General features: G+C 65.5%; 20 protein-coding genes and 3 tRNA genes. 5 read left to right on the top strand and 18 right to left on the bottom strand.

Translation table 11 applies throughout. From position 1 onward, the window contains the following. Positions 1-119: 119 nt before the first annotated feature. The 8 genes from AB1346_13085 to AB1346_13050 all read right to left on the bottom strand — a co-directional run bounded on the left by AB1346_13085 (position 120) and on the right by AB1346_13050 (position 4,936). Positions 120-458, bottom strand: coding sequence for a cupin domain-containing protein (locus AB1346_13085; GenBank protein ID MEW6721375.1), 339 nt, complete (start codon positions 456-458; stop codon positions 120-122). A gap of 18 nt (positions 459-476) precedes the next feature. Beyond that, positions 477-815: a cupin domain-containing protein gene (locus tag AB1346_13080; protein ID MEW6721374.1), complete on the bottom strand. Its 339-nt coding sequence runs from the start codon at positions 813-815 to the stop codon at positions 477-479. A gap of 36 nt (positions 816-851) precedes the next feature. Further along, positions 852-1,589 carry an ABC transporter ATP-binding protein gene (locus AB1346_13075; GenBank protein ID MEW6721373.1) on the bottom strand — a complete coding sequence of 246 codons (738 nt, stop codon included), beginning with the start codon at positions 1,587-1,589 and terminating at the stop codon, positions 852-854. After that, complete coding sequence (gene cbiQ / locus AB1346_13070) at positions 1,586-2,395, bottom strand: cobalt ECF transporter T component CbiQ (GenBank protein ID MEW6721372.1); 810 nt, start codon at positions 2,393-2,395, stop codon at positions 1,586-1,588. Before cbiQ ends, AB1346_13075 begins: the two co-directional genes overlap by 4 nt. Further along, positions 2,392-3,435, bottom strand: coding sequence for an energy-coupling factor ABC transporter permease (locus AB1346_13065; GenBank protein MEW6721371.1), 1,044 nt, complete (start codon positions 3,433-3,435; stop codon positions 2,392-2,394). The genes cbiQ and AB1346_13065 overlap by 4 nt, the downstream gene beginning before the upstream one ends. Positions 3,436-3,447: 12 nt before the next feature. Further along, positions 3,448-4,206 (bottom strand): transporter, encoded by a 759-nt coding sequence (locus AB1346_13060; protein MEW6721370.1) that lies wholly within the window; start codon positions 4,204-4,206, stop codon positions 3,448-3,450. A gap of 76 nt (positions 4,207-4,282) precedes the next feature. Next, on the bottom strand, positions 4,283-4,702 hold the full coding sequence (nikR, locus tag AB1346_13055; protein MEW6721369.1) for a nickel-responsive transcriptional regulator NikR: 420 nt from the start codon (positions 4,700-4,702) through the stop codon (positions 4,283-4,285). 63 nt (positions 4,703-4,765) lie between these two features. After that, complete coding sequence (locus AB1346_13050; GenBank protein MEW6721368.1) at positions 4,766-4,936, bottom strand: hypothetical protein; 171 nt, start codon at positions 4,934-4,936, stop codon at positions 4,766-4,768. A gap of 106 nt (positions 4,937-5,042) precedes the next feature. Here AB1346_13050 and AB1346_13045 point away from each other — a divergent pair, with 106 nt between their 5' ends. After that, on the top strand, positions 5,043-5,828 hold the full coding sequence (locus AB1346_13045; GenBank protein ID MEW6721367.1) for an inositol monophosphatase family protein: 786 nt from the start codon (positions 5,043-5,045) through the stop codon (positions 5,826-5,828). A gap of 2 nt (positions 5,829-5,830) precedes the next feature. On the opposite strand, the gene AB1346_13040 is transcribed toward AB1346_13045, so the two are convergent. The 5 genes from AB1346_13040 to AB1346_13020 form a co-directional block, all read right to left on the bottom strand. After that, on the bottom strand, positions 5,831-6,595 hold the full coding sequence (locus AB1346_13040) for a class I SAM-dependent methyltransferase (protein ID MEW6721366.1): 765 nt from the start codon (positions 6,593-6,595) through the stop codon (positions 5,831-5,833). A gap of 103 nt (positions 6,596-6,698) precedes the next feature. Next, positions 6,699-7,253, bottom strand: coding sequence for a hypothetical protein (locus AB1346_13035; protein MEW6721365.1), 555 nt, complete (start codon positions 7,251-7,253; stop codon positions 6,699-6,701). A 295-nt stretch (positions 7,254-7,548) separates the two neighbouring features. Beyond that, a tRNA-Ser gene (locus AB1346_13030) sits at positions 7,549-7,642 on the bottom strand. Between the two features lie 240 nt (positions 7,643-7,882). After that, positions 7,883-7,976: transfer RNA gene (locus AB1346_13025), tRNA-Ser, on the bottom strand. A 29-nt stretch (positions 7,977-8,005) separates the two neighbouring features. After that, positions 8,006-8,093: transfer RNA gene (locus tag AB1346_13020), tRNA-Ser, on the bottom strand. 114 nt (positions 8,094-8,207) lie between these two features. Here AB1346_13020 and AB1346_13015 point away from each other — a divergent pair. Then, positions 8,208-9,287 carry a glycosyltransferase family 9 protein gene (locus tag AB1346_13015; GenBank protein MEW6721364.1) on the top strand — a complete coding sequence of 360 codons (1,080 nt, stop codon included), beginning with the start codon at positions 8,208-8,210 and terminating at the stop codon, positions 9,285-9,287. Positions 9,288-9,320: 33 nt separating this feature from the next. On the opposite strand, the gene AB1346_13010 is transcribed toward AB1346_13015, so the two are convergent. Genes AB1346_13010 through AB1346_13000 form a run of 3 tightly spaced genes read right to left on the bottom strand, consistent with a single transcriptional unit; the run spans position 9,321 to position 12,087 of the window. Beyond that, a complete protein-coding gene (locus tag AB1346_13010) occupies positions 9,321-10,082 on the bottom strand; it encodes a glycosyltransferase family 2 protein (protein MEW6721363.1) in 762 nt (253 codons plus the stop codon). 5 nt (positions 10,083-10,087) lie between these two features. Next, positions 10,088-11,143, bottom strand: a complete 1,056-nt coding sequence (waaF, locus tag AB1346_13005; protein ID MEW6721362.1) for a lipopolysaccharide heptosyltransferase II — start codon at positions 11,141-11,143, stop codon at positions 10,088-10,090. After that, on the bottom strand, positions 11,140-12,087 hold the full coding sequence (locus AB1346_13000; GenBank protein MEW6721361.1) for a lysophospholipid acyltransferase family protein: 948 nt from the start codon (positions 12,085-12,087) through the stop codon (positions 11,140-11,142). Before AB1346_13000 ends, waaF begins: the two co-directional genes overlap by 4 nt. A gap of 15 nt (positions 12,088-12,102) precedes the next feature. Here AB1346_13000 and AB1346_12995 point away from each other — a divergent pair, with 15 nt between their 5' ends. Together AB1346_12995 and AB1346_12990 are read left to right on the top strand one after the other, a co-directional pair. Further along, positions 12,103-12,981 carry a glycosyltransferase family 2 protein gene (locus AB1346_12995; GenBank protein ID MEW6721360.1) on the top strand — a complete coding sequence of 293 codons (879 nt, stop codon included), beginning with the start codon at positions 12,103-12,105 and terminating at the stop codon, positions 12,979-12,981. Next, entirely contained in the window at positions 12,978-13,994 is a 1,017-nt protein-coding gene (locus tag AB1346_12990; GenBank protein MEW6721359.1) for a glycosyltransferase family 9 protein, read from the top strand. The genes AB1346_12995 and AB1346_12990 overlap by 4 nt, the downstream gene beginning before the upstream one ends. Here the strand turns inward: AB1346_12990 and AB1346_12985 are convergent. Beyond that, on the bottom strand, positions 13,991-15,091 hold the full coding sequence (locus AB1346_12985) for a glycosyltransferase family 4 protein (protein ID MEW6721358.1): 1,101 nt from the start codon (positions 15,089-15,091) through the stop codon (positions 13,991-13,993). The two genes, AB1346_12990 and AB1346_12985, sit on opposite strands and share 4 nt — an antisense overlap. A 91-nt stretch (positions 15,092-15,182) precedes the next feature. On the opposite strand from AB1346_12985, the gene AB1346_12980 reads away from it, so the two are divergent. Then, a complete protein-coding gene (locus AB1346_12980) occupies positions 15,183-15,932 on the top strand; it encodes a hypothetical protein (GenBank protein MEW6721357.1) in 750 nt (249 codons plus the stop codon). Positions 15,933-15,956: 24 nt separating this feature from the next. Here AB1346_12980 and AB1346_12975 read toward each other — a convergent pair. Continuing rightward, a partial coding sequence (locus AB1346_12975; GenBank protein ID MEW6721356.1) for a hypothetical protein occupies positions 15,957-16,185 on the bottom strand: 229 nt, incomplete at its 5' end.

The following is a 16,185-nucleotide window of genomic DNA, read 5'->3' as shown; positions in this document are numbered from 1 at the left end:
AACCGCTGGGTGGCCGCGGAGAAAAAGGCCGGCAGGAAAGGGAAGGAGAAGGTGAGGAAGGGCCCGGCGGCGCCGATGCCGTCGCTGTAGCCCTCCGGGCTCGGGAGGCCCCGCGGGCGTCAGCCCCCGGGGCCATTGTACTCTTCGCGCGGGGGCGAGAACGCCTCGACGGCGACGGCGCCCTCCGGACCTGCCTTCGCGGCGTGCGGCGTCCCGCCGGGGAACAGGTACATCCCGTTCCGGGGAACGGGCCGCGTTTCCCCGCACGCGGTGAGCTCCAGCTCCCCCGACACCAGGATTCCGATCTGCTCGTGGGGGTGCGAGTGCGTCGGCACGACGGCGTGCGGCTCCAGCGCGATCAGGGAAAGCATAACCTTTTCGCCGGAAGCGATCTTCGCCTTCACCCCCGGGACGAGCGTCCTGGGGGGGATCTCAAGCGGATCCCATAACCATTCCATTCATTCCTCCCAAAGGCGTCAGTCCATGGGCTTCATGTAGTCTTCCCGCGGCGGCGAGAACGCCTCGATCAGGATGGCGCCGCGCGGCCCCGCCTTGAAGGCGTGCGGCGTGTTCCCGGGGACCAGGAACAGCGCGTTCCCCGAGAGGGGGCGTACGTTCTCGCCGATGGCGAACTCCATCGTCCCCGACACCAGCATCCCCATCTGCTCGTGCGGGTGGAAATGCACCGGCATGTACGAATCCGGCTCCATCGAGACGAGGGAGAGCATCACCTTGTCCCCGAAGACGATCTTGGCGGTGACCCCGGGCGCGAGGGTTCTCGGGACGAGGTTCCCGGGATTCCAGAATCCTTCCATGGGGACCTCCTTTCGGGCGGGGTTGTTTATATCCCATTATGGCCTTCCCTGGAGGGTCAAGGGAAGTTCCAGGTTGTTCTCCGCCATCAGCGCGGCGTCGGAAAGGATCGCGCGCGCGGGTCCGTCGGCGACGATCGCGCCGTCCCGGATCACGAGGCAGCGCGCGCAGACGTCGAGGATGAGGTCGAGGTCGTGCGACGCGACGATCTTGGAGTGCGCGAAGCCGTTGAGCAGCCCGATGACGCCGCGCCGCGACTTCGGGTCGAGGCTGGCGGCCGGCTCGTCCATGACGAGGATGTCCGGCTCCATCGCGATCACCGCGGCGATCGCCACCGCGCTCTTCTGCCCTCCCGAGAGGTGGTGGGGCGGCTTGCCGGAGAGCCCCAGGGCGTTCACCCGGAGGAGGGCGGCCTCCACCCGCTCGCGGACCCGGTCGGGAGGCAGTCCAAGGTTCAGGGGGCCGAAGGCGACGTCGTCGAACACGGTCGGCATGAAAAGCTGATCGTCGGGGTTCTGGAAGACGACGCCGACCTTCCTGCGGATCTCCGCGCGCGTTTCCTTGAGCAGCGGCACCTCCCCGATCGTGACGCTTCCAGAGGAGGGGAGCAGGTGGCCGTTCATGTGGAGCAGGAGCGTCGATTTCCCCGCCCCGTTCGCTCCCACGATGCCGACCGATTCCCCGTGGACGATCCGGAACGAGACCCCCTTCAGCGCCTCGGTGCCGTCCGGGTAGCGGAAACGGACATCCCGGAATTCGATGATGTGGTGGCTCATCCGGCCAGCCCCCGCACGAGGCGCCCGATCGCCTGGGGGACGGGGACGAAGCGGCAGAGCGCGAACCAGGCAGCCGAGGAGAGCACGAAGACGGCGTCCGCGGGACGCAGCGTCTCCGGGCGCATCGACGGGCCCTCGCCGCGGAAGCCGCGCGCGAGCATCGCCCCGTAGATCCGCTCCGCGCGCTCCACGGTCCGGAGAAACAGCGTTCCCACGATGCGGACGAACACCCGCGCGCCGGTCCCCCGCCTCCCGAACGAGCGCATGTCCCGCGCCCGGACGACGCGGATCGCCTCCTCGACGAGGACGAAGAGGTACCGGTACAGGAAGAGGAGCTGGGAGACGAAGAGGGCGGGGAAGCCCAGACGGCGCAGGCCGCGGCAGATGCCGGGAAAGGAGGTCGTCGCGATCAGCAGGAGCGCCGCGCTGACCGTCAGCGCGAACTTCACGAGGATCGAGGCGAAGGAGACCCAACCGGCGGAGACCGAAAACCCCGGGGAAACGGCCACGATTCCAGGGTCCAGCAACGGGTTGAACATGCCGACGAACACGGCGAACGGGGAGACCGCCGCCACCTTCCTTGCGATGAAGCCGGCCGGGATGTCCCCGAAAGCGCCCACGAGCAGCGGGAACAGGAAGAACGGGAGCAGCGACAGGACTTCATATCTCGGGAACGAAACGACGGCGACCACGAAGAGCATCGTCGCGATCACCTTGGCGCGCGGGTCCAGCCGGTGGACCGCCGTGTCCAGGTAGGACAGGCGGTCCAGCCGGCCGATGTCGGAATACGCGGCTTCCAGGGTCATCCGGCCCGGCGCCTCCGCAGGGCGCGCACGGCCCACCCGACGAGCATCGCCATCGCCAGGACCAGGATGCCGCCGACCAGCCCCGAGACCGTGGAGCCCGCGTCGACCGACGGCCAGGAGGGAGTTTCCTCCGGCTTTCCCGCTTCGGCCTCCGGCGTCCTGAAGCCGTAGTCGGGCAGAATGGCGGTCTTCTCCTGCAGCTCCTTGAGGGCGGCGGAAACGCCGTGCTCCCGTTCCTGGAGTTCCGCTTTCCCCGTGATCCTTTCGATCGACCATTCGAGCCCGTCGGGATGGGCGGAGGCGAACCAGGAAAGCGCGCCGCCGGTCACGGCGGCCAGCGCGATGAACCCGACCAGGACGGTCCTGAGGGAGGCGCTCGCGGGGATCGAGCCCCGGGCGGCGGAAGCATCGAGGATCTCCGGACGGAGCGCGCGGACGAAGGAAACCACGCCCGCCGTCACGAGTCCCTCGACGATCCCGATGGCCAGGTGGATCGGCTGCATCAGCAGGAGGAAGGAGCCGAACGGAAGCTCGGACTTTCCCGAAAGGTGCGTCTGCAGGGCGACCGACAAGGCGCCGAGCTGGAGCGCGCCGACGGCGCCGACGAGCGACGCCGCGAAAATGCGTCGCGGGCTGCTTCCGTCGCCGGCCAGCGGCCTGTAGACCAGCGGATACGCGACATAGCAGGGGTAGATCCCGAGGTTCCAGACGTTGCAGCCGAGCGCCAGCAACCCTCCGTCCGCGAAGAATAGCCCCTGCACCGTCAGGACGGAGGCCATGACGAGGAAGGCGGCGTGCGGTCCGAGGAGGATCGCCAGGATCATGCCCCCGCCGAGGTGCCCGCTCGAGCCGGTTCCCGGAATCGTGAAGTTGATCATCTGGGAGGCGAAGATGAAGGCGCCCAGCACACCCATCAGCGGGATCTTCCGGTCGTCGATCCCCTGCTTCAACCGCTTCGACGCGTAACCGATCGTCGCCGCCGTTCCCGCCCAAAACGTCCCCCCCACGGCGGGGGACAGCAATGCATCCGCCATGTGCATGGTGTCGCCTCCCTACCTGGTTCCCTGGAAGGCCAGGGTGAATCCGAGGAGGTACGTCACATCGGGGGCGTCGCTGTCGATTCCCCATCGGACGCCGGCATCGACGGTCAACGCGTCGGTGATCCCGCGCTGCAACCCCGCCAGCAACTCCACGGAGGCGCCGGCGGAGGACGGTTTTTCCCACAACAGCTCGGACACCAGATTCAGGCTCTCCCGGATCTCCCAGGCGCCGGCCACGCTGGCACGGTACAAAGTCTCCCTCTCGTCGTTCCCGGCCAGGTGCGTCCCGATGTCGGCCCCCGCGTTGGCGAAGACCGTGAACGGCTCGAATGCCCATTCCGCGATGACGGTCGCCAGGATCGCGGTCTGGCCGCCTTTTTCCGCCGGCAGCGACACACCCCCCTTGATGCCGAGCGTTGGGACCCGGCCGTCGCCTTCGTTGAAGGACGTCTTGAGCTGCGCTTCCACGTCGCCCATGCCGCGCGTGCGGACGCCCGCGGGATCCTTCGCGAAGTCGTAGCTGTAGCCGACGGCAAGGTCGACCTTCGGGGCGACCCCCATTGTGATGCCGTTCCCGAGGGAAGTGGTTCTCGACCCGTCGCTGCCGTTCCGCCGCTCGAGGTTGAACTCCACCTCGACGTTTCCCTTTCCCTGCGTTCCGGCGTCTTCCGTGCCGAAGGGATGCCCGGCGAGGGCGTCCCGCCCTGTTCCGGCCAGAACCGCCAGGCAGATCGCCGCCGCGGCCGCGACGGCCGCCCCGCTCCGTTTCATGTCGCGCCCCCTTACCGTCATGAGATAGGATGTCACGAATTATATATTCGTAACACTTCTGCAAAAAAAAATTATCTCATCCGAGCGCCTTCCCCTCCGCCGTGGCCGAGAACGTCCCGTGCCGGACGCCGCGCGTCCCGATGAGCCGGTCGGCGATGGATTTCAGCAGGGAGGCCTTTCCCCGGAGGACAAGCACCTCCAGGCAGTGGTGGGGGTCGAGATGGACGTGGAGGGTGGAAACGATCGTCTTGTAATGGGCGTGCTGCAGCTCGGTGAGGCGCTCCTCCAGATCCCGGACCTCATGGGAGTACACGAGGGTCAGGGTACCCACCGCCTCCTCGTCGCCGAGTTCCCAGCGGTCGCGGACCAATGCGTCGCGGATCAGGTCGCGGATCGCCTCGGAGCGGTTTCCGTACCCCTTCCGCTCGATGAGGCGGTCGAACTTTGCGAGAAGCCCCTCGTCCAGGGAGATGCCGAACCGCGTCACGCCGGGCAACGACGCCCCTCCGCAGGAAATGGTGGCACGATAATAAAAATCATGCCACCAGTCAACAACTATTTATTTCCCGAGCTTCTCGGGGAGCGTGAACTCGCGCCCGCAGTGGGGGCAGATCACCGTGTCGCCCGGGTTCCACGGTTTCACGGCGGTCTTGTTGGAGGAGCATGCGGCCATAAGCAGCGGCAGCAGCAGCAGGAGCGGCAGGAGCCGTGAGACGGCGCGGCGTTTCATGATGGTTGCCTCCGGCGGCGCGCAACGTTTCCCTAAGGGACGCGCACTCCACGTATTATAATCGCCGTCAGCCCGGCGCGGGCACGGGATCGACAGGGAGGAAAGGATGGAAAACCGGGAATTGCTGGCGTTCGCCGAGGATGTCGCCCGCGGGGCGGGGGAGATCCTCCGGAGGAACTTCGGCCGGCGGCAGAAGATCCATTTCAAGGGGGAGATCGACCTGGTCACGGAGGTGGACCGGGAATCGGAGCGATACATCCTCGGGCGGATCCGCGAGCGGTTTCCCGACCACGGCATCCTGTCGGAAGAGAGCCCGGAACGGACCTCGCCTTCTCCCTACCGGTGGATCGTCGATCCGCTGGACGGGACCACGAACTACGCGCACGGGTACCCCTGCTTCTGCGTTTCCGTGGGCGTGGAGCGCGAAGGGGAGATGGCGGCCGGGGCGGTGTACGACCCGCTGCTCGACGAGATGTACGCCGCGACGGCGGGCGGGGGAGCGTTCCGGAACGGGGAGCGCATCGCCGTTTCGGAAATATCCGACCTGAGGAAAGCACTGCTGGCCACCGGCTTCGCCTACGACGTGCGGCTTTCGGCCGACAACAACTTCGACTACTTCCGGGCGTTCGTCTTCACCGGGCAGGCGATCCGCCGGGACGGCTCCGCGGCGCTCGACCTGTGCTACGTGGCCAGCGGCCGGTTCGACGGGTTCTGGGAGCTGAAGCTGAAGCCCTGGGACACGGCGGCGGGCTTCCTGATCCTCCGGGAGGCGGGCGGGATCGTCACCCGTCTCGACGGCGGCGCGTACGACCTCCACCAGCCGGACATCCTGGCTTCCAACGGGCGGATCCACGACCGGATGATCGAGGTCCTGCGGAAAGCGAAAAAATAGGTTCACACCTTTTTTGATTTAACGATGAGTCCTGCTCCAAACAGCGTAGGAATCGAAAACATTTGCCGAAATACTTCTTTGTTGATTCTTGCTCTCGAGGGGGTAGGCGAGTTTTTCCTGAATACGAGGTATGTTGCAATAAGGGAAAATGGAATTAAAAAGATATATATCCAACTGATGAGTTTTATCTGGTTTGTGGCAATGCTTTTTATGACAAATCCATTAGTGGCTAATCGATATCTGAGTTCCGGGAAGGATACCATATTGATATGATGCAGCGGCATCGGGTCGGTCTCATCCAGGGGCCATTTGCATCCATGATGAAATCCGGTTAATAGCCAGCGCCACCTGGAACGTAATGAAGATATGTTAGGGGTTACGATTATAAAAAAGCCATCTTTCTTTATTATCCTTGCGCATTCTTTTATAAAGTCGAACGGTCTCTCAATGTGTTCAATGCCGTCAATGCAGCATACACCGTCAAACATGCCATCGTCATAAGGCAGATTGTTGTTCATGTCGGCGACTTTAAACTCTGCACCGTCGAATTTAATTATATGATCACAGTCGGCCGCATGGACTTTCATTCCATGTTTTTCCACCATGCGCTTGGCGAATGCGCCCTCTCCGCTGGGTATATCCAGGATGGTATCGTGGTTCTTTTCCTCAAGGACCAATCTTTCTACGACTTCATGGGTATTTATCAAGGTGTTTTCTAAAAGACCGCCGTAGTGTTTGCGTTCCAGGAACTTGAATCTTATACGCATAACGGTTTCCCATTCGGCCAATTGGTATTGGAATATTGCTCGGCCAGGGAGGAGGCCGTTTCACGGCCTCCCCCCGGTTTCCGTGGGACGCGTTCGCGGCGACTTACTTCTTTACGCCCCCTACGAGGGCGATTGCGTACTTGTCGTGGGCGAACTTGTGCACCTCGGGGAACTTCGCGAAGAGCCACCCGTGGAAGATCTCGGTCCCTCCCTCGAACACCTCGACCTGCACCGCGGGATTCTCCGGGTTATTGGATTCGGAGGTGATCTGGTCCGGCGCCATCTTGAAGTGCGGGAAGAACGCGCCCACCTTGATGGTGAGGCCGGAGTCGGGGACCTTGAACTCGGCGTTCAGCGGCATGTCGAACTGTTTCTTTTCCTTCTTTTCCTTGTACTCCACTTCGATCTTGGCGGCCTTCCATGACTTCTTGACTTCGTCGGGAATCACGACCTTCTTCTCTACGCCCGCTCCGCCGGGCATCCCGCCGGGCATTCCGCCGGGCGGCATCCCGCCGGGCGGCATTCCGCCGGGCATCCCGGGCTGTTCCGGGGCGCCCTGCGGGGGCATCGGGGGCGGGGACGGCTGCTTCTTCTTGCAGCCGGAACCGGCAACGGCGACCACCATCAGCGCAGCCACGAACATGCAGATCTTCTTCATCGGTACCTCCTGGAGCTGGATGGAATGATTATCGACGGAAATATCGAATCCCTCCCCGGAGGAATTCGTACCTGAAAAAATGGCGGAGAGGCAGGGATTTCCCTCCGCTCCTCGACGTCCTGTCTCGTCGCTCGCCGCTCCCGGGCATCCATGCCCTCCGCGGCACTTGGCCTTCCATGGCCATCGCGGTTGTCGCCCTGATCTTTCGCCGCCATCCATGGCGGCTCATCCTCGCATCTGCTCGGCGCTCGACTCGGTTCAAATCCCTGCCCAAAGGAACTCGTACCCAAAAAAATGGCGGAGAGGCAGGGATTTGAACCCTGGAGGCGGGGTTTAGCCACCTACGCGATTTCCAGTCGCGTTCCTTCGGCCAGCTCGGACACCTCTCCGCTTACGGCCGCTTGCTTCATTTTACTCGACCCGGATCGACATTCCTCCGCAAGGAAAAGCGTACGGGAAAACATGGCGGAGAGGGAGGGATTCGACCGCTGAGGCTCAGGCCATCCAAGCCTTCGCCCTCCCGGCGCCTCGCCCTCCTGCCGCGCTCCCGTGCGTCGCGCTCTTTCTCCTCTTCGTCGGCGGAGGGCTCGGGTTCGAACCCTCCCCAAGGAAAAGCGTACGGAAAATCATGGCGGAGAGGGAGGGATTCGAACCCTCGGTACGGTTTTACCCGTACAACCGCTTAGCAGGCGGTTGCCTTCAGCCTTGCTCGGCCACCTCTCCCCAAAGCTTGCCGATCCGGGAATTCGCCTTGGCGGAGGGAGTAGGATTTGAACCTACGGAAGCTTGCGCTTCAGCGGTTTTCAAGACCGCCGCCTTCAGCCGCTCGGCCATCCCTCCACGAAACATTTATATATACCAGATGCATGCGTCGCGGTGGGGGAAAATCGGCTGGGGGGTTCCTCCCGTTTGCGGTATCATGCATGGAATTCGGCAATAACATGGCGGTTTCCCTTGCTTGACGCGCGCCGCATCCTGATCGTGAAGCTCTCCTCCATGGGAGACGTCCTGCACGCGCTGCCCGCGGCCGCGTTCCTGCATGAGAGGGCGCCGTCCGCGGAAATCCACTGGGCCGTGGACGCGCGGTTCGTGGAGCTTCTCGAGGGAAACCCGTGCGTCGCGAAGGTCGTTGCGCTTCCTCTCAAGGAATGGAAGGGGCGCGCCGGGCGCCCCTCGACGTGGAGCGAGGCGCTCGCGGCAATCTCCGCGATGCGGAGGGAACGGTATGATGTCGCCTTCGACCTCCAGGGAAACATCAAGAGCGGGGTAGTGACCTTCCTGTCGGGAGCGCCGGTGAGATTCGGGTTCCCGCGGGATGCCGCCCGGGAGCCGCAGAACGCCTGGTTCACCAATCATCGGCCTGCGGCGTCGTCCTCGGACCGGCACGTGTCGGAAAAGATCCTTCGGGTGGCGAGCGCTCCGTTCGGGGGCGATTTCTCCTTCGAGGGATCGGCGGGAGGAGTGACGGTTCCCCCGGACCGGGTCGCGGAAGCGGAACGGCTCCTTTCGGAGACGCTGCCGGGAGCGGCCCCGCGGCTGGCCCTGCACCCCGGGACGACCTGGAACACGAAGCGGATGGATCCCGCCTTCTGGTCGGAGACCGTGCGCAGGCTCGCCGAGGAATTCCCTTCGCTGGGGACGTTCCTTTCGTGGGGGACGGAAGAAGAGCGGGAGGAATGCCTCGCCATCCGGCGGCTTGCGGGCGGGCGCGTCGAGCTGCTGCCCCGTCTGGGGTACAAGGCGCTCGCCGCCGTCTACCTCGCCTGCGGGTTCATGATCGGCCCGGACACGGGCCCCCTCCACCTGGCGGCGGCCGTCGGCGCCAGGACGGTGTCGGTGTTCCGCGGCAGCGACGGGAAATACGCCGCCCCGGTCGGCCTCTTCCACCGGTTCGTCCAGGCGCCGCTTCCGTGCACGGCTTGCCAGATCAAGGGGGACAAGGTCTGCCCGCGGGACGCGGAGTGCCGGGCGACCATCCGCCACGGCGAGATCGCCGCTTTGATGGCCGGCCTGATGCGGGAAGCTGCGTTGTGACGCTGCAGGATCACCGGCACCGGGGACGGGTCGCTACTTTTTCCGTTCCCTCTGCAGCTCGTACAGCGTCATGTACTTGAGGAACGTCCCGACCGCTCCCACGACGGAGACGACGAAGCCCTCCACTCCGTCGAGGAATCCGAGGCGCGCGAAGTACCTGTATAGGAAGGTGTAGAGCGGCCTCACCGTGAAGTGGTGCCACCGCGCCGTCCGCCCCTGCCGCAGGTACTCCTCGGCGGAGAGCCGGGCGTAGCGGGCGGTGCGCCGGATGTACCCGTCCAGATCGAGGTCCTGGGCGTGAAGGATGTCTCCCGGCAGCCGCCCCACCGGGCCGTCCGGGAGGAACCGCTCGTGGATGTTCGCCTCGGTCCACTTCCCCCTCCGTCGGTCGTACAGCCGGAGCTTGCGGTCCGGGTAGAGAGACGCGTGGCGGATCCATTTCCCCCAAAAACGGCTCAAGCGGGCGAACTCGAATCCCGCATGCCGCGCGAAATCCTCCTCTTTCAGCCCTAAGATCGCTTGCCGCATCGCGTCCGATATGCGCTCGTCGGAATCGAGCTCGAGGACCCAGTCGTGGGACGCCAGCGACATGGCGTGGCTTTTCTGGTCGCGGAAGCCAGTGAACCGCCTCTGATGGACGATCGCCCCGTGCCGCAGGCAGATCGCCTGCGTCGCATCGGCGCTGAAATCGTCGACGACGACGATCTCGTCCGCCCACGCGAGCGAGGCGAGGCACTCCCCGACGACCTTCTCGTTGTCCCTGGTGATGACGAAGGCGGAGATCTTCGGGCGCACGCGCGTCACCTCCCCACCACGGAAAGCGCCTCCGATGCGGCCGCGACCACCTCGTCGACGGCGATCGCCTCCATGCACATCGGCTTCCCCCTCGGAGAGGGCTCGCATTCCGTGAAGAACTTCTGCCGGCACGGGCAGCACTGGAACCGCTTGGTCAGGACCCTGCACCGTTTGCCCCACGGGCCGAACAGGTCGGGCGTCTGGGGTCCGAAAAGCGCCACCAGCGGAACGCCGATAGCGGCGCCCAGGTGCATGATCCCGCTGTCGTTGCAGACCAGCAGGGAGCATTTCGAAAGCAGCGCCATGGTCCCGCGCAAATCGGAGGCGCCGACCACCGAGATCGGGGCGGGCCGGATCCGCTCCGCGATGCCGGCGGCGAGGTCGGTGTCCCCCTTTCCACCGAAGAGGAGCACCCGGACGCCGTGCCCCGCCTGGAGCGCGTTCGCGACCGCGACGAAGTTGTCCTCGTGCCAGCTCCTGTCCCGATTTGCCGTGAACGGGTGGATGGCGACCAGCCGGGAGCGCCCGTCGAACCCCTGGCGGGCGAGGAACTTCTCCGCGAAGGCGGATTCCTCCTCCGAGATCCACGCTTCCAGGTGGTCGTCGACGACCGGGACGCCGTCGGCCCGGAGCACCTCCAGGAAATTCAGCACCTCGTGCCGGTCGCGGCGGTAGGGGACCCGCTTCGTCAGCAGGAGTCCGCGCCCCTCCGTGTCGAAGCCGATTCGCTCGCGGGCGCCGGAGAGGAATGCGAGGATCGCGCTGGACAGCGACCGCTTCAGGACGTAGGCCTTGTCGTAGCGGCGCCTCCGGAGCTCCGCGACGAACCGGGCCTTCGAAAGGAGGGTCCGGTGCCGGCCGGTGCTGTCCGCGTGGATCGTGGGCGGGTCGTAGACGAGGAACTCGTCGACGTACGGGATTCCGGCCAGCACATCCGAGGAGTAGGGGGCGACCACCATGTCGATGCGGGCGTCAGGGTAGGCCTTGCGGAGGTTCCGCAGAAACGGGACGGTGAGGATCGTGTCCCCGATGAAGCGGTACCGCAGGACGAGGAGCTTCATCCCCGCCCCTTGTAACGCTCGAGGATCTCCGGCAGCGCCTTCCACTTCTTGTGGAACCAGAAGTACTGCTCGGGGTGCTTCCGCACCTTCTCCTCGAGCCGCCGGGAATACTCGTCCAGCACGGCGCTCACCGCCTCTTTCAGGGAAGCCGCCGATGAATAATCTATCGGGGGCTGGATGTCGATACTTATGCGCCCCCCTTCACGCGTAGCGAAGCCGGTGGTGACCGCGATGCCGCCGCGGCATGCCAGCGCCACGGGGCCCCCCGGCAGGTACGTCGGCAGCCCGAAGAAGGTGGTCCGGGTCCCTTCCACGCCGGCGTCCTGGTCCACCAGGGCGACCACGATGCTTCCCTGTTTCATGGCGCGGAAGACTTTCGCTCCGGCCTCCGGGTCGTTGCGGAACCCCCTGACGGCGATGATCGTATTGCCGTGCCGGCCGTACACCTGCTCGATCTCGCGGTTGATGTACTCGTTTCCGATCCGCTTGGCGATGAACGCCATCCGGTACCCCACGGTTCGCGTATAGTGAGCGCCGGCCACGAAGTTCCCGATGTGCCCCGAGAGGATCAGCAGCCCCCTTCCGCCGCTCGCCGCCTCGTCGAGGATATCGCGCCCGAGGAGCTCGAAGCGCTCCTCCTTCCCCCGGAGCAGGCGGTCGGAGGCGACGATCTCGGAGACAATCCGTCCGTACTCGGCGTAGCATCCCTTTTCGATCCGGTCCAGCTCCGGCTCCGGCATCTCCTTGCCGAAGGCCGCGCGCAGGTTCACCCGCACGACGCGCCGGCGGATCCCGAGGAGGCGGCAGGCGGCGGCCAGCCCCCGGAAAGAGGGAAACAGGACCCGGAGCGGCATGAGCGAAGCCGCGCCGATGGCGCCCTTCATTGCAAGCCAGGCGATGAAAGCGCCGATGTCCGTCCGGTTTGCCCGGTCTTGTCCGTCCATCCGGCAGATGATAGCATGATGCAGGCGACGAGCGGTTTCCCCGCCGCCGGATCCGAAAATATCGTGAAGATATCCGTAATAGTCCCGACATATAACCGCCCCGCGGCGCTGCGGCTTTGCCTGAGGAGCCTGGCGGAGCAGTCGCTTCCCGCCTCGGAGGTGCTGATCGCCGACGACGGCAGCGGGCAGGAAACGCGCGACGCCGTGGCCGAAATGAAGGAAACGCTCAAAGGCGCGTTCCCGATCGTCCACGTCTGGCAGGAGGACGACGGCTTCCGGAAGCCGAAGATCCTGAACGAGACGGTCCGCAACGCCACCGGGGAGTACCTGGTGTTCATCGACGGGGACTGCATGGCCCACCGGCATTTCCTCCGGGCGCACGCGGAAAGAAGCGATCCGCAGGCGATCCTCGGAGGGAAGCGGGTCGAGATCGGGGAGGAGCTCACCCGGGAACTGTTGGAGAAGGGCGAGGTGCTGAACCGGTTCACCTTCCGGCTCCTCCGGGACTCCGTCGCGGGCCGCTCCCGGAAGGTGGAGGAGTCGTTCCGGATCCGGAACCGGCTGCTCCGGGACCTCATGCACCGCGACCGGATCGGCAACGACGCCATCTGGGGATGCAACTTCAGCGTCCACAAGAAGCTTTTCTACGACATCAACGGCTGCGACGAGGATTTCCTGGACGGCTCTTTCGAGGACGGCGACCTCGGCATACGGGTGTTGAACCGGGGGGGGCAGATACGGTCCGTCCGGGGGCTGGCGATCGTCTTCCACCTCTGGCACGCGTCGACGTGGAGCTGGTCCGGCGACAAGTTCCGGCACAATTCCGCCATCGCCCGGCGGAGGATCGAGAACCGGGAAACGCGCTGCGAAAACGGCATCGTGAAACCGGGATGAAGATCCTGCTGTTCAAGCCGGGCGCGATCGGCGACATGCTGCAGCTTTCCCCGGTCGTCCGCGCCCTCAAGGAGCGGATGCCGAACGCCCGGATCGTCCTGATGACGGGCGGCGCCGCATCCGCCGAGCTCTTCTCCCATGATCCGCTGGTGGACGAGATCCTCGTCTTCGACCGCAAGGGGGAGCACCGCCCCTGGCGCGCGTTCATGAAGCTGTGGGCCGAGGTGCGGCGCCGGCGCTTCGACCTCGTCGTCAACTACCAGCGTAGCAATCTTAAAGGATGGCTCCTTCTCGCCGCGGCCATGCCGTGCCGGATCCTGGTGTACCGGAAGGCCCGGCGGCGGCCCGTCCACGCCGTGGAGAACCACCTGGAGGCGGTGGCGCCGCTGGGGATCGATCCGCGCAGCGCCGATCGTCGTCTGGAGCTCCATTTAAGCGACGACGCCGTCCGCTGGGCCGGGGAACTGGCTGCGCGGGAAGGGGCGGAGGGTCGTCCGCTGGTGGCGCTGAATCCGGGAGCGAGCCATCCGGTGAACCGCTGGCCGGCGGAAAGATTCGCCGCCCTGGCCGGCCGGCTGCGCAACGAGCTGGGGGCCGCGGTGATCCTCGTCGGCGGCCCCGGGGACCGGGAGCTCGCCGACGCGGTTTGCGGGGGCGCGGGCGTGCCGATCGTCGACCTGGCGGGACGCGCGTCGCTGCTGCAGACGGCGGCGGTGCTCCGGCGATGCATGGTTGTGGTGAGCGGCGACACCGGCCCGATGCACATGGCGACGGCGGTGGGGACGCCGGTCGTCGCCCTTTTCGGGGCCGCCGATCCCGACCGGACCGGCCCCGTCGGACCGGGGCACCGGGTGCTGCGCGCGCTCGAGGTTCCGTGCGTCCCCTGCCGCAGCCGCGTCTGCCGGCACACGCCGTATCTCGAGTGCATGGACCGGATTTCGGTGGAAGCCGTGTTCGAGGCGGTGAGAGAGACGCTGCAGACAGGCAAGGGGACGGGATCGCTTTCCCGTTAACGCCGCCGCGCCTCCCCGGACAGGACGTTCTCGTAGTAGCGCAGGTGATGCCTTCCCATCGCGTCGATGGAGAAGTGCTCCTCCACGGCCTTCCTCCCCTCGGCGGCCAGGCGGCGGCGACGCTCGTCGTCCGAGAGCAGTGCGACGACGGCCTGCGCGAACTCCTTCGGGCCGCCGTCCACGAGCACGCCCCCCCCTTTTCGCAGGATTTCCACGAGCCCCCCGCTGTTGTACGCCACCACGGGCGTCAGGGAGGCCATCGACTCGATGTGCACGATTCCGAACCCCTCGTTCCGGTGGGTGGATACCGACAGGTCGAGGTCATGGAACGCGTCGGGGATGATCGCGCGCGGGATGCGTCCCGTCAGCACGAAATGCTTCTTCAGCCCGAGGCGGGCGATCCGGTCGTTCAGCGGGGCGGATTCCTGGTATCCGCCGATGAGCGCCACCGTCATGTCCGGGAACGTCTCCAGCATCGCCGGCGCGGCGTCCACCAGCTCTTCCTGGTTCTTCCACAGCTCGCCGACCATGCCGATGATGGGGAACCCCCGGTCCCGGAAATATCTCCGCGGCCGGTTCCTGTCCGCCTTCGCGGCCTCGTCGGCCGACGGCAGCCGGATCCCGTAATGGATGATCTCGATGACCCGCTCGATCCCGGGATTCGCCCGGACGAAGCCGGCCCCCGTGTATTCGGACGTCGCGACGATCCCGTCGAACCGCTTCAGGCCGGGGTAATATCGGCCCGTGGGGGTATGGAAGACCGCCACCATCTTCGGCTTCTTCCTGAGCCATGGGGAGACAAGGCGGGTCGCGCAGAGCACGGGGAGGATGTTGTGCTCCCGGTTGATCGAGATGACGTCGGGCCGCTCGGCGAGAATGGCCTTGCCGATCCTTTGCAGGAGGGTCAGCGGCCGGCGCTTGTCGAACACGGAGTGGTAGGGAACCCCGACTTCGGTCAACTGCTTCTCGAGGACGCTCTCCACGGAGACGAGGAAGACCGGCTCCTGCCCGTTCTTCATCATCCATGCGCCGACGTCCACCAGGTGGTCCTCGGCGCCGCTGGAAACCCGCGCATTGTTCACATAGAGGATCTTCAATCCGCCTCCTTTATCACCGCCAGAGGATAACACAACGGACCATCTGGACGCGCCGCCGTCCGGGGTGTTGAATGGTGCATGGAGGCTTGCCATGTCGACGACGAGAAAGGTCCTGATCGGACTGGCGGTCGTCGCGGCCCTCGCCGCGGCGGGAGCGTATTTCCTTGTGTCCGGCCTCGACCGGATCGTGGCCGACGCCATCGAAAAGTACGGATCGGAAGCGACCGGAACGAAGGTGGAGGTCGGGTCCGTTCGGATCCGGCTCCGCGCGGGGGAAGCCTCCATCGGAGAGTTGCGCGTCGGGAACCCGGAGGGGTTTTCCGCTTCGGACGCCATCCGGCTGGGAGGCATCACCGTGGTGCTGGACGCCGGTTCCGTGACCGAAGACATCCTGGTCATCGAGAAGGTCAGGATCCGGGGGCCGCGCGTGTCTTACGAGATCGACGATACCGGCCGATCGAACATCGACAGGATCCGGGAGAACGTCGGGAAATCCCGGGGGAGAGAAAATTCCGGGGGAGATGGGACGGACGGGAACGGGAAAAAGGTGATCATCCGGAGCCTGGTGATCGAGGACGGGGAGGTGAGCATCCGGGCCGCGGCGCTTTCCGGCAAGCCGCGCGTCGCCGCGATTCCCGCGATCGAGCTGAAAAACCTGGGCGGGAAGGGGGGCGATTCGCCGGGCGCCATCGCCCGCCAGGTCGTCGGTTCCCTGGCGAACCGGTCGGCCGCCGCGGCGGTGAACACCGGGATCGGGAAGGAGCTGGAGAAGGCGGCGGAAGGAGCAAGGAAGACGCTGAGGGAAGCGGGAGATGCGGTGAAGAAGATCTTCGGCAGATGAAGGGGAGGGCGCGCCGCCCGCGGCTTATCCGCGCGGCAGCCCCATGGAAACGGGAAAGCCCGCAAGGTGCCATCCGGCGAGGTAGCCGAACATCGCCCACCGGCGCCGCAGCCGCTTCCCGGTGAACAGGACCGGCACGTTCAGCAGGCCGTACAGGAGGAAATTGACCGACACGGAGAGGAAGCCTGCGAGGTGCAGGAGGAAGGCGCCGACCGGAGAGAGTCCGTAGCGTTTCTTAAGGAAGATGTAGCGC

The sequence above is a fragment of the Thermodesulfobacteriota bacterium genome (assembly GCA_040758155.1).
GTDB lineage: Bacteria > Desulfobacterota > Deferrimicrobia > Deferrimicrobiales > Deferrimicrobiaceae > UBA2219.
This window is presented reverse-complemented; position numbering and strand designations above follow the sequence as displayed.

Coding starts and splice junctions, on each gene's coding strand:
- AB1346_13075 (MEW6721373.1), bottom strand. CDS start 1,589: ATGAGCCACCACATCATCGAATTCCGGGATGTCCGTTTCCGCTACCCG.
- AB1346_13000 (MEW6721361.1), bottom strand. CDS start 12,087: ATGGACGGACAAGACCGGGCAAACCGGACGGACATCGGCGCTTTCATC.
- AB1346_13085 (MEW6721375.1), bottom strand. CDS start 458: ATGGAATGGTTATGGGATCCGCTTGAGATCCCCCCCAGGACGCTCGTC.
- AB1346_13065 (MEW6721371.1), bottom strand. CDS start 3,435: ATGCACATGGCGGATGCATTGCTGTCCCCCGCCGTGGGGGGGACGTTT.
- AB1346_13040 (MEW6721366.1), bottom strand. CDS start 6,595: ATGCGTATAAGATTCAAGTTCCTGGAACGCAAACACTACGGCGGTCTT.
- AB1346_13050 (MEW6721368.1), bottom strand. CDS start 4,936: ATGAAACGCCGCGCCGTCTCACGGCTCCTGCCGCTCCTGCTGCTGCTG.
- AB1346_13060 (MEW6721370.1), bottom strand. CDS start 4,206: ATGAAACGGAGCGGGGCGGCCGTCGCGGCCGCGGCGGCGATCTGCCTG.
- AB1346_12995 (MEW6721360.1), top strand. CDS start 12,103: ATGATGCAGGCGACGAGCGGTTTCCCCGCCGCCGGATCCGAAAATATC.
- AB1346_13035 (MEW6721365.1), bottom strand. CDS start 7,253: ATGAAGAAGATCTGCATGTTCGTGGCTGCGCTGATGGTGGTCGCCGTT.
- cbiQ (MEW6721372.1), bottom strand. CDS start 2,395: ATGACCCTGGAAGCCGCGTATTCCGACATCGGCCGGCTGGACCGCCTG.
- AB1346_13080 (MEW6721374.1), bottom strand. CDS start 815: ATGGAAGGATTCTGGAATCCCGGGAACCTCGTCCCGAGAACCCTCGCG.
- waaF (MEW6721362.1), bottom strand. CDS start 11,143: ATGAAGCTCCTCGTCCTGCGGTACCGCTTCATCGGGGACACGATCCTC.
- AB1346_13045 (MEW6721367.1), top strand. CDS start 5,043: ATGGAAAACCGGGAATTGCTGGCGTTCGCCGAGGATGTCGCCCGCGGG.
- AB1346_12990 (MEW6721359.1), top strand. CDS start 12,978: ATGAAGATCCTGCTGTTCAAGCCGGGCGCGATCGGCGACATGCTGCAG.
- AB1346_12980 (MEW6721357.1), top strand. CDS start 15,183: ATGTCGACGACGAGAAAGGTCCTGATCGGACTGGCGGTCGTCGCGGCC.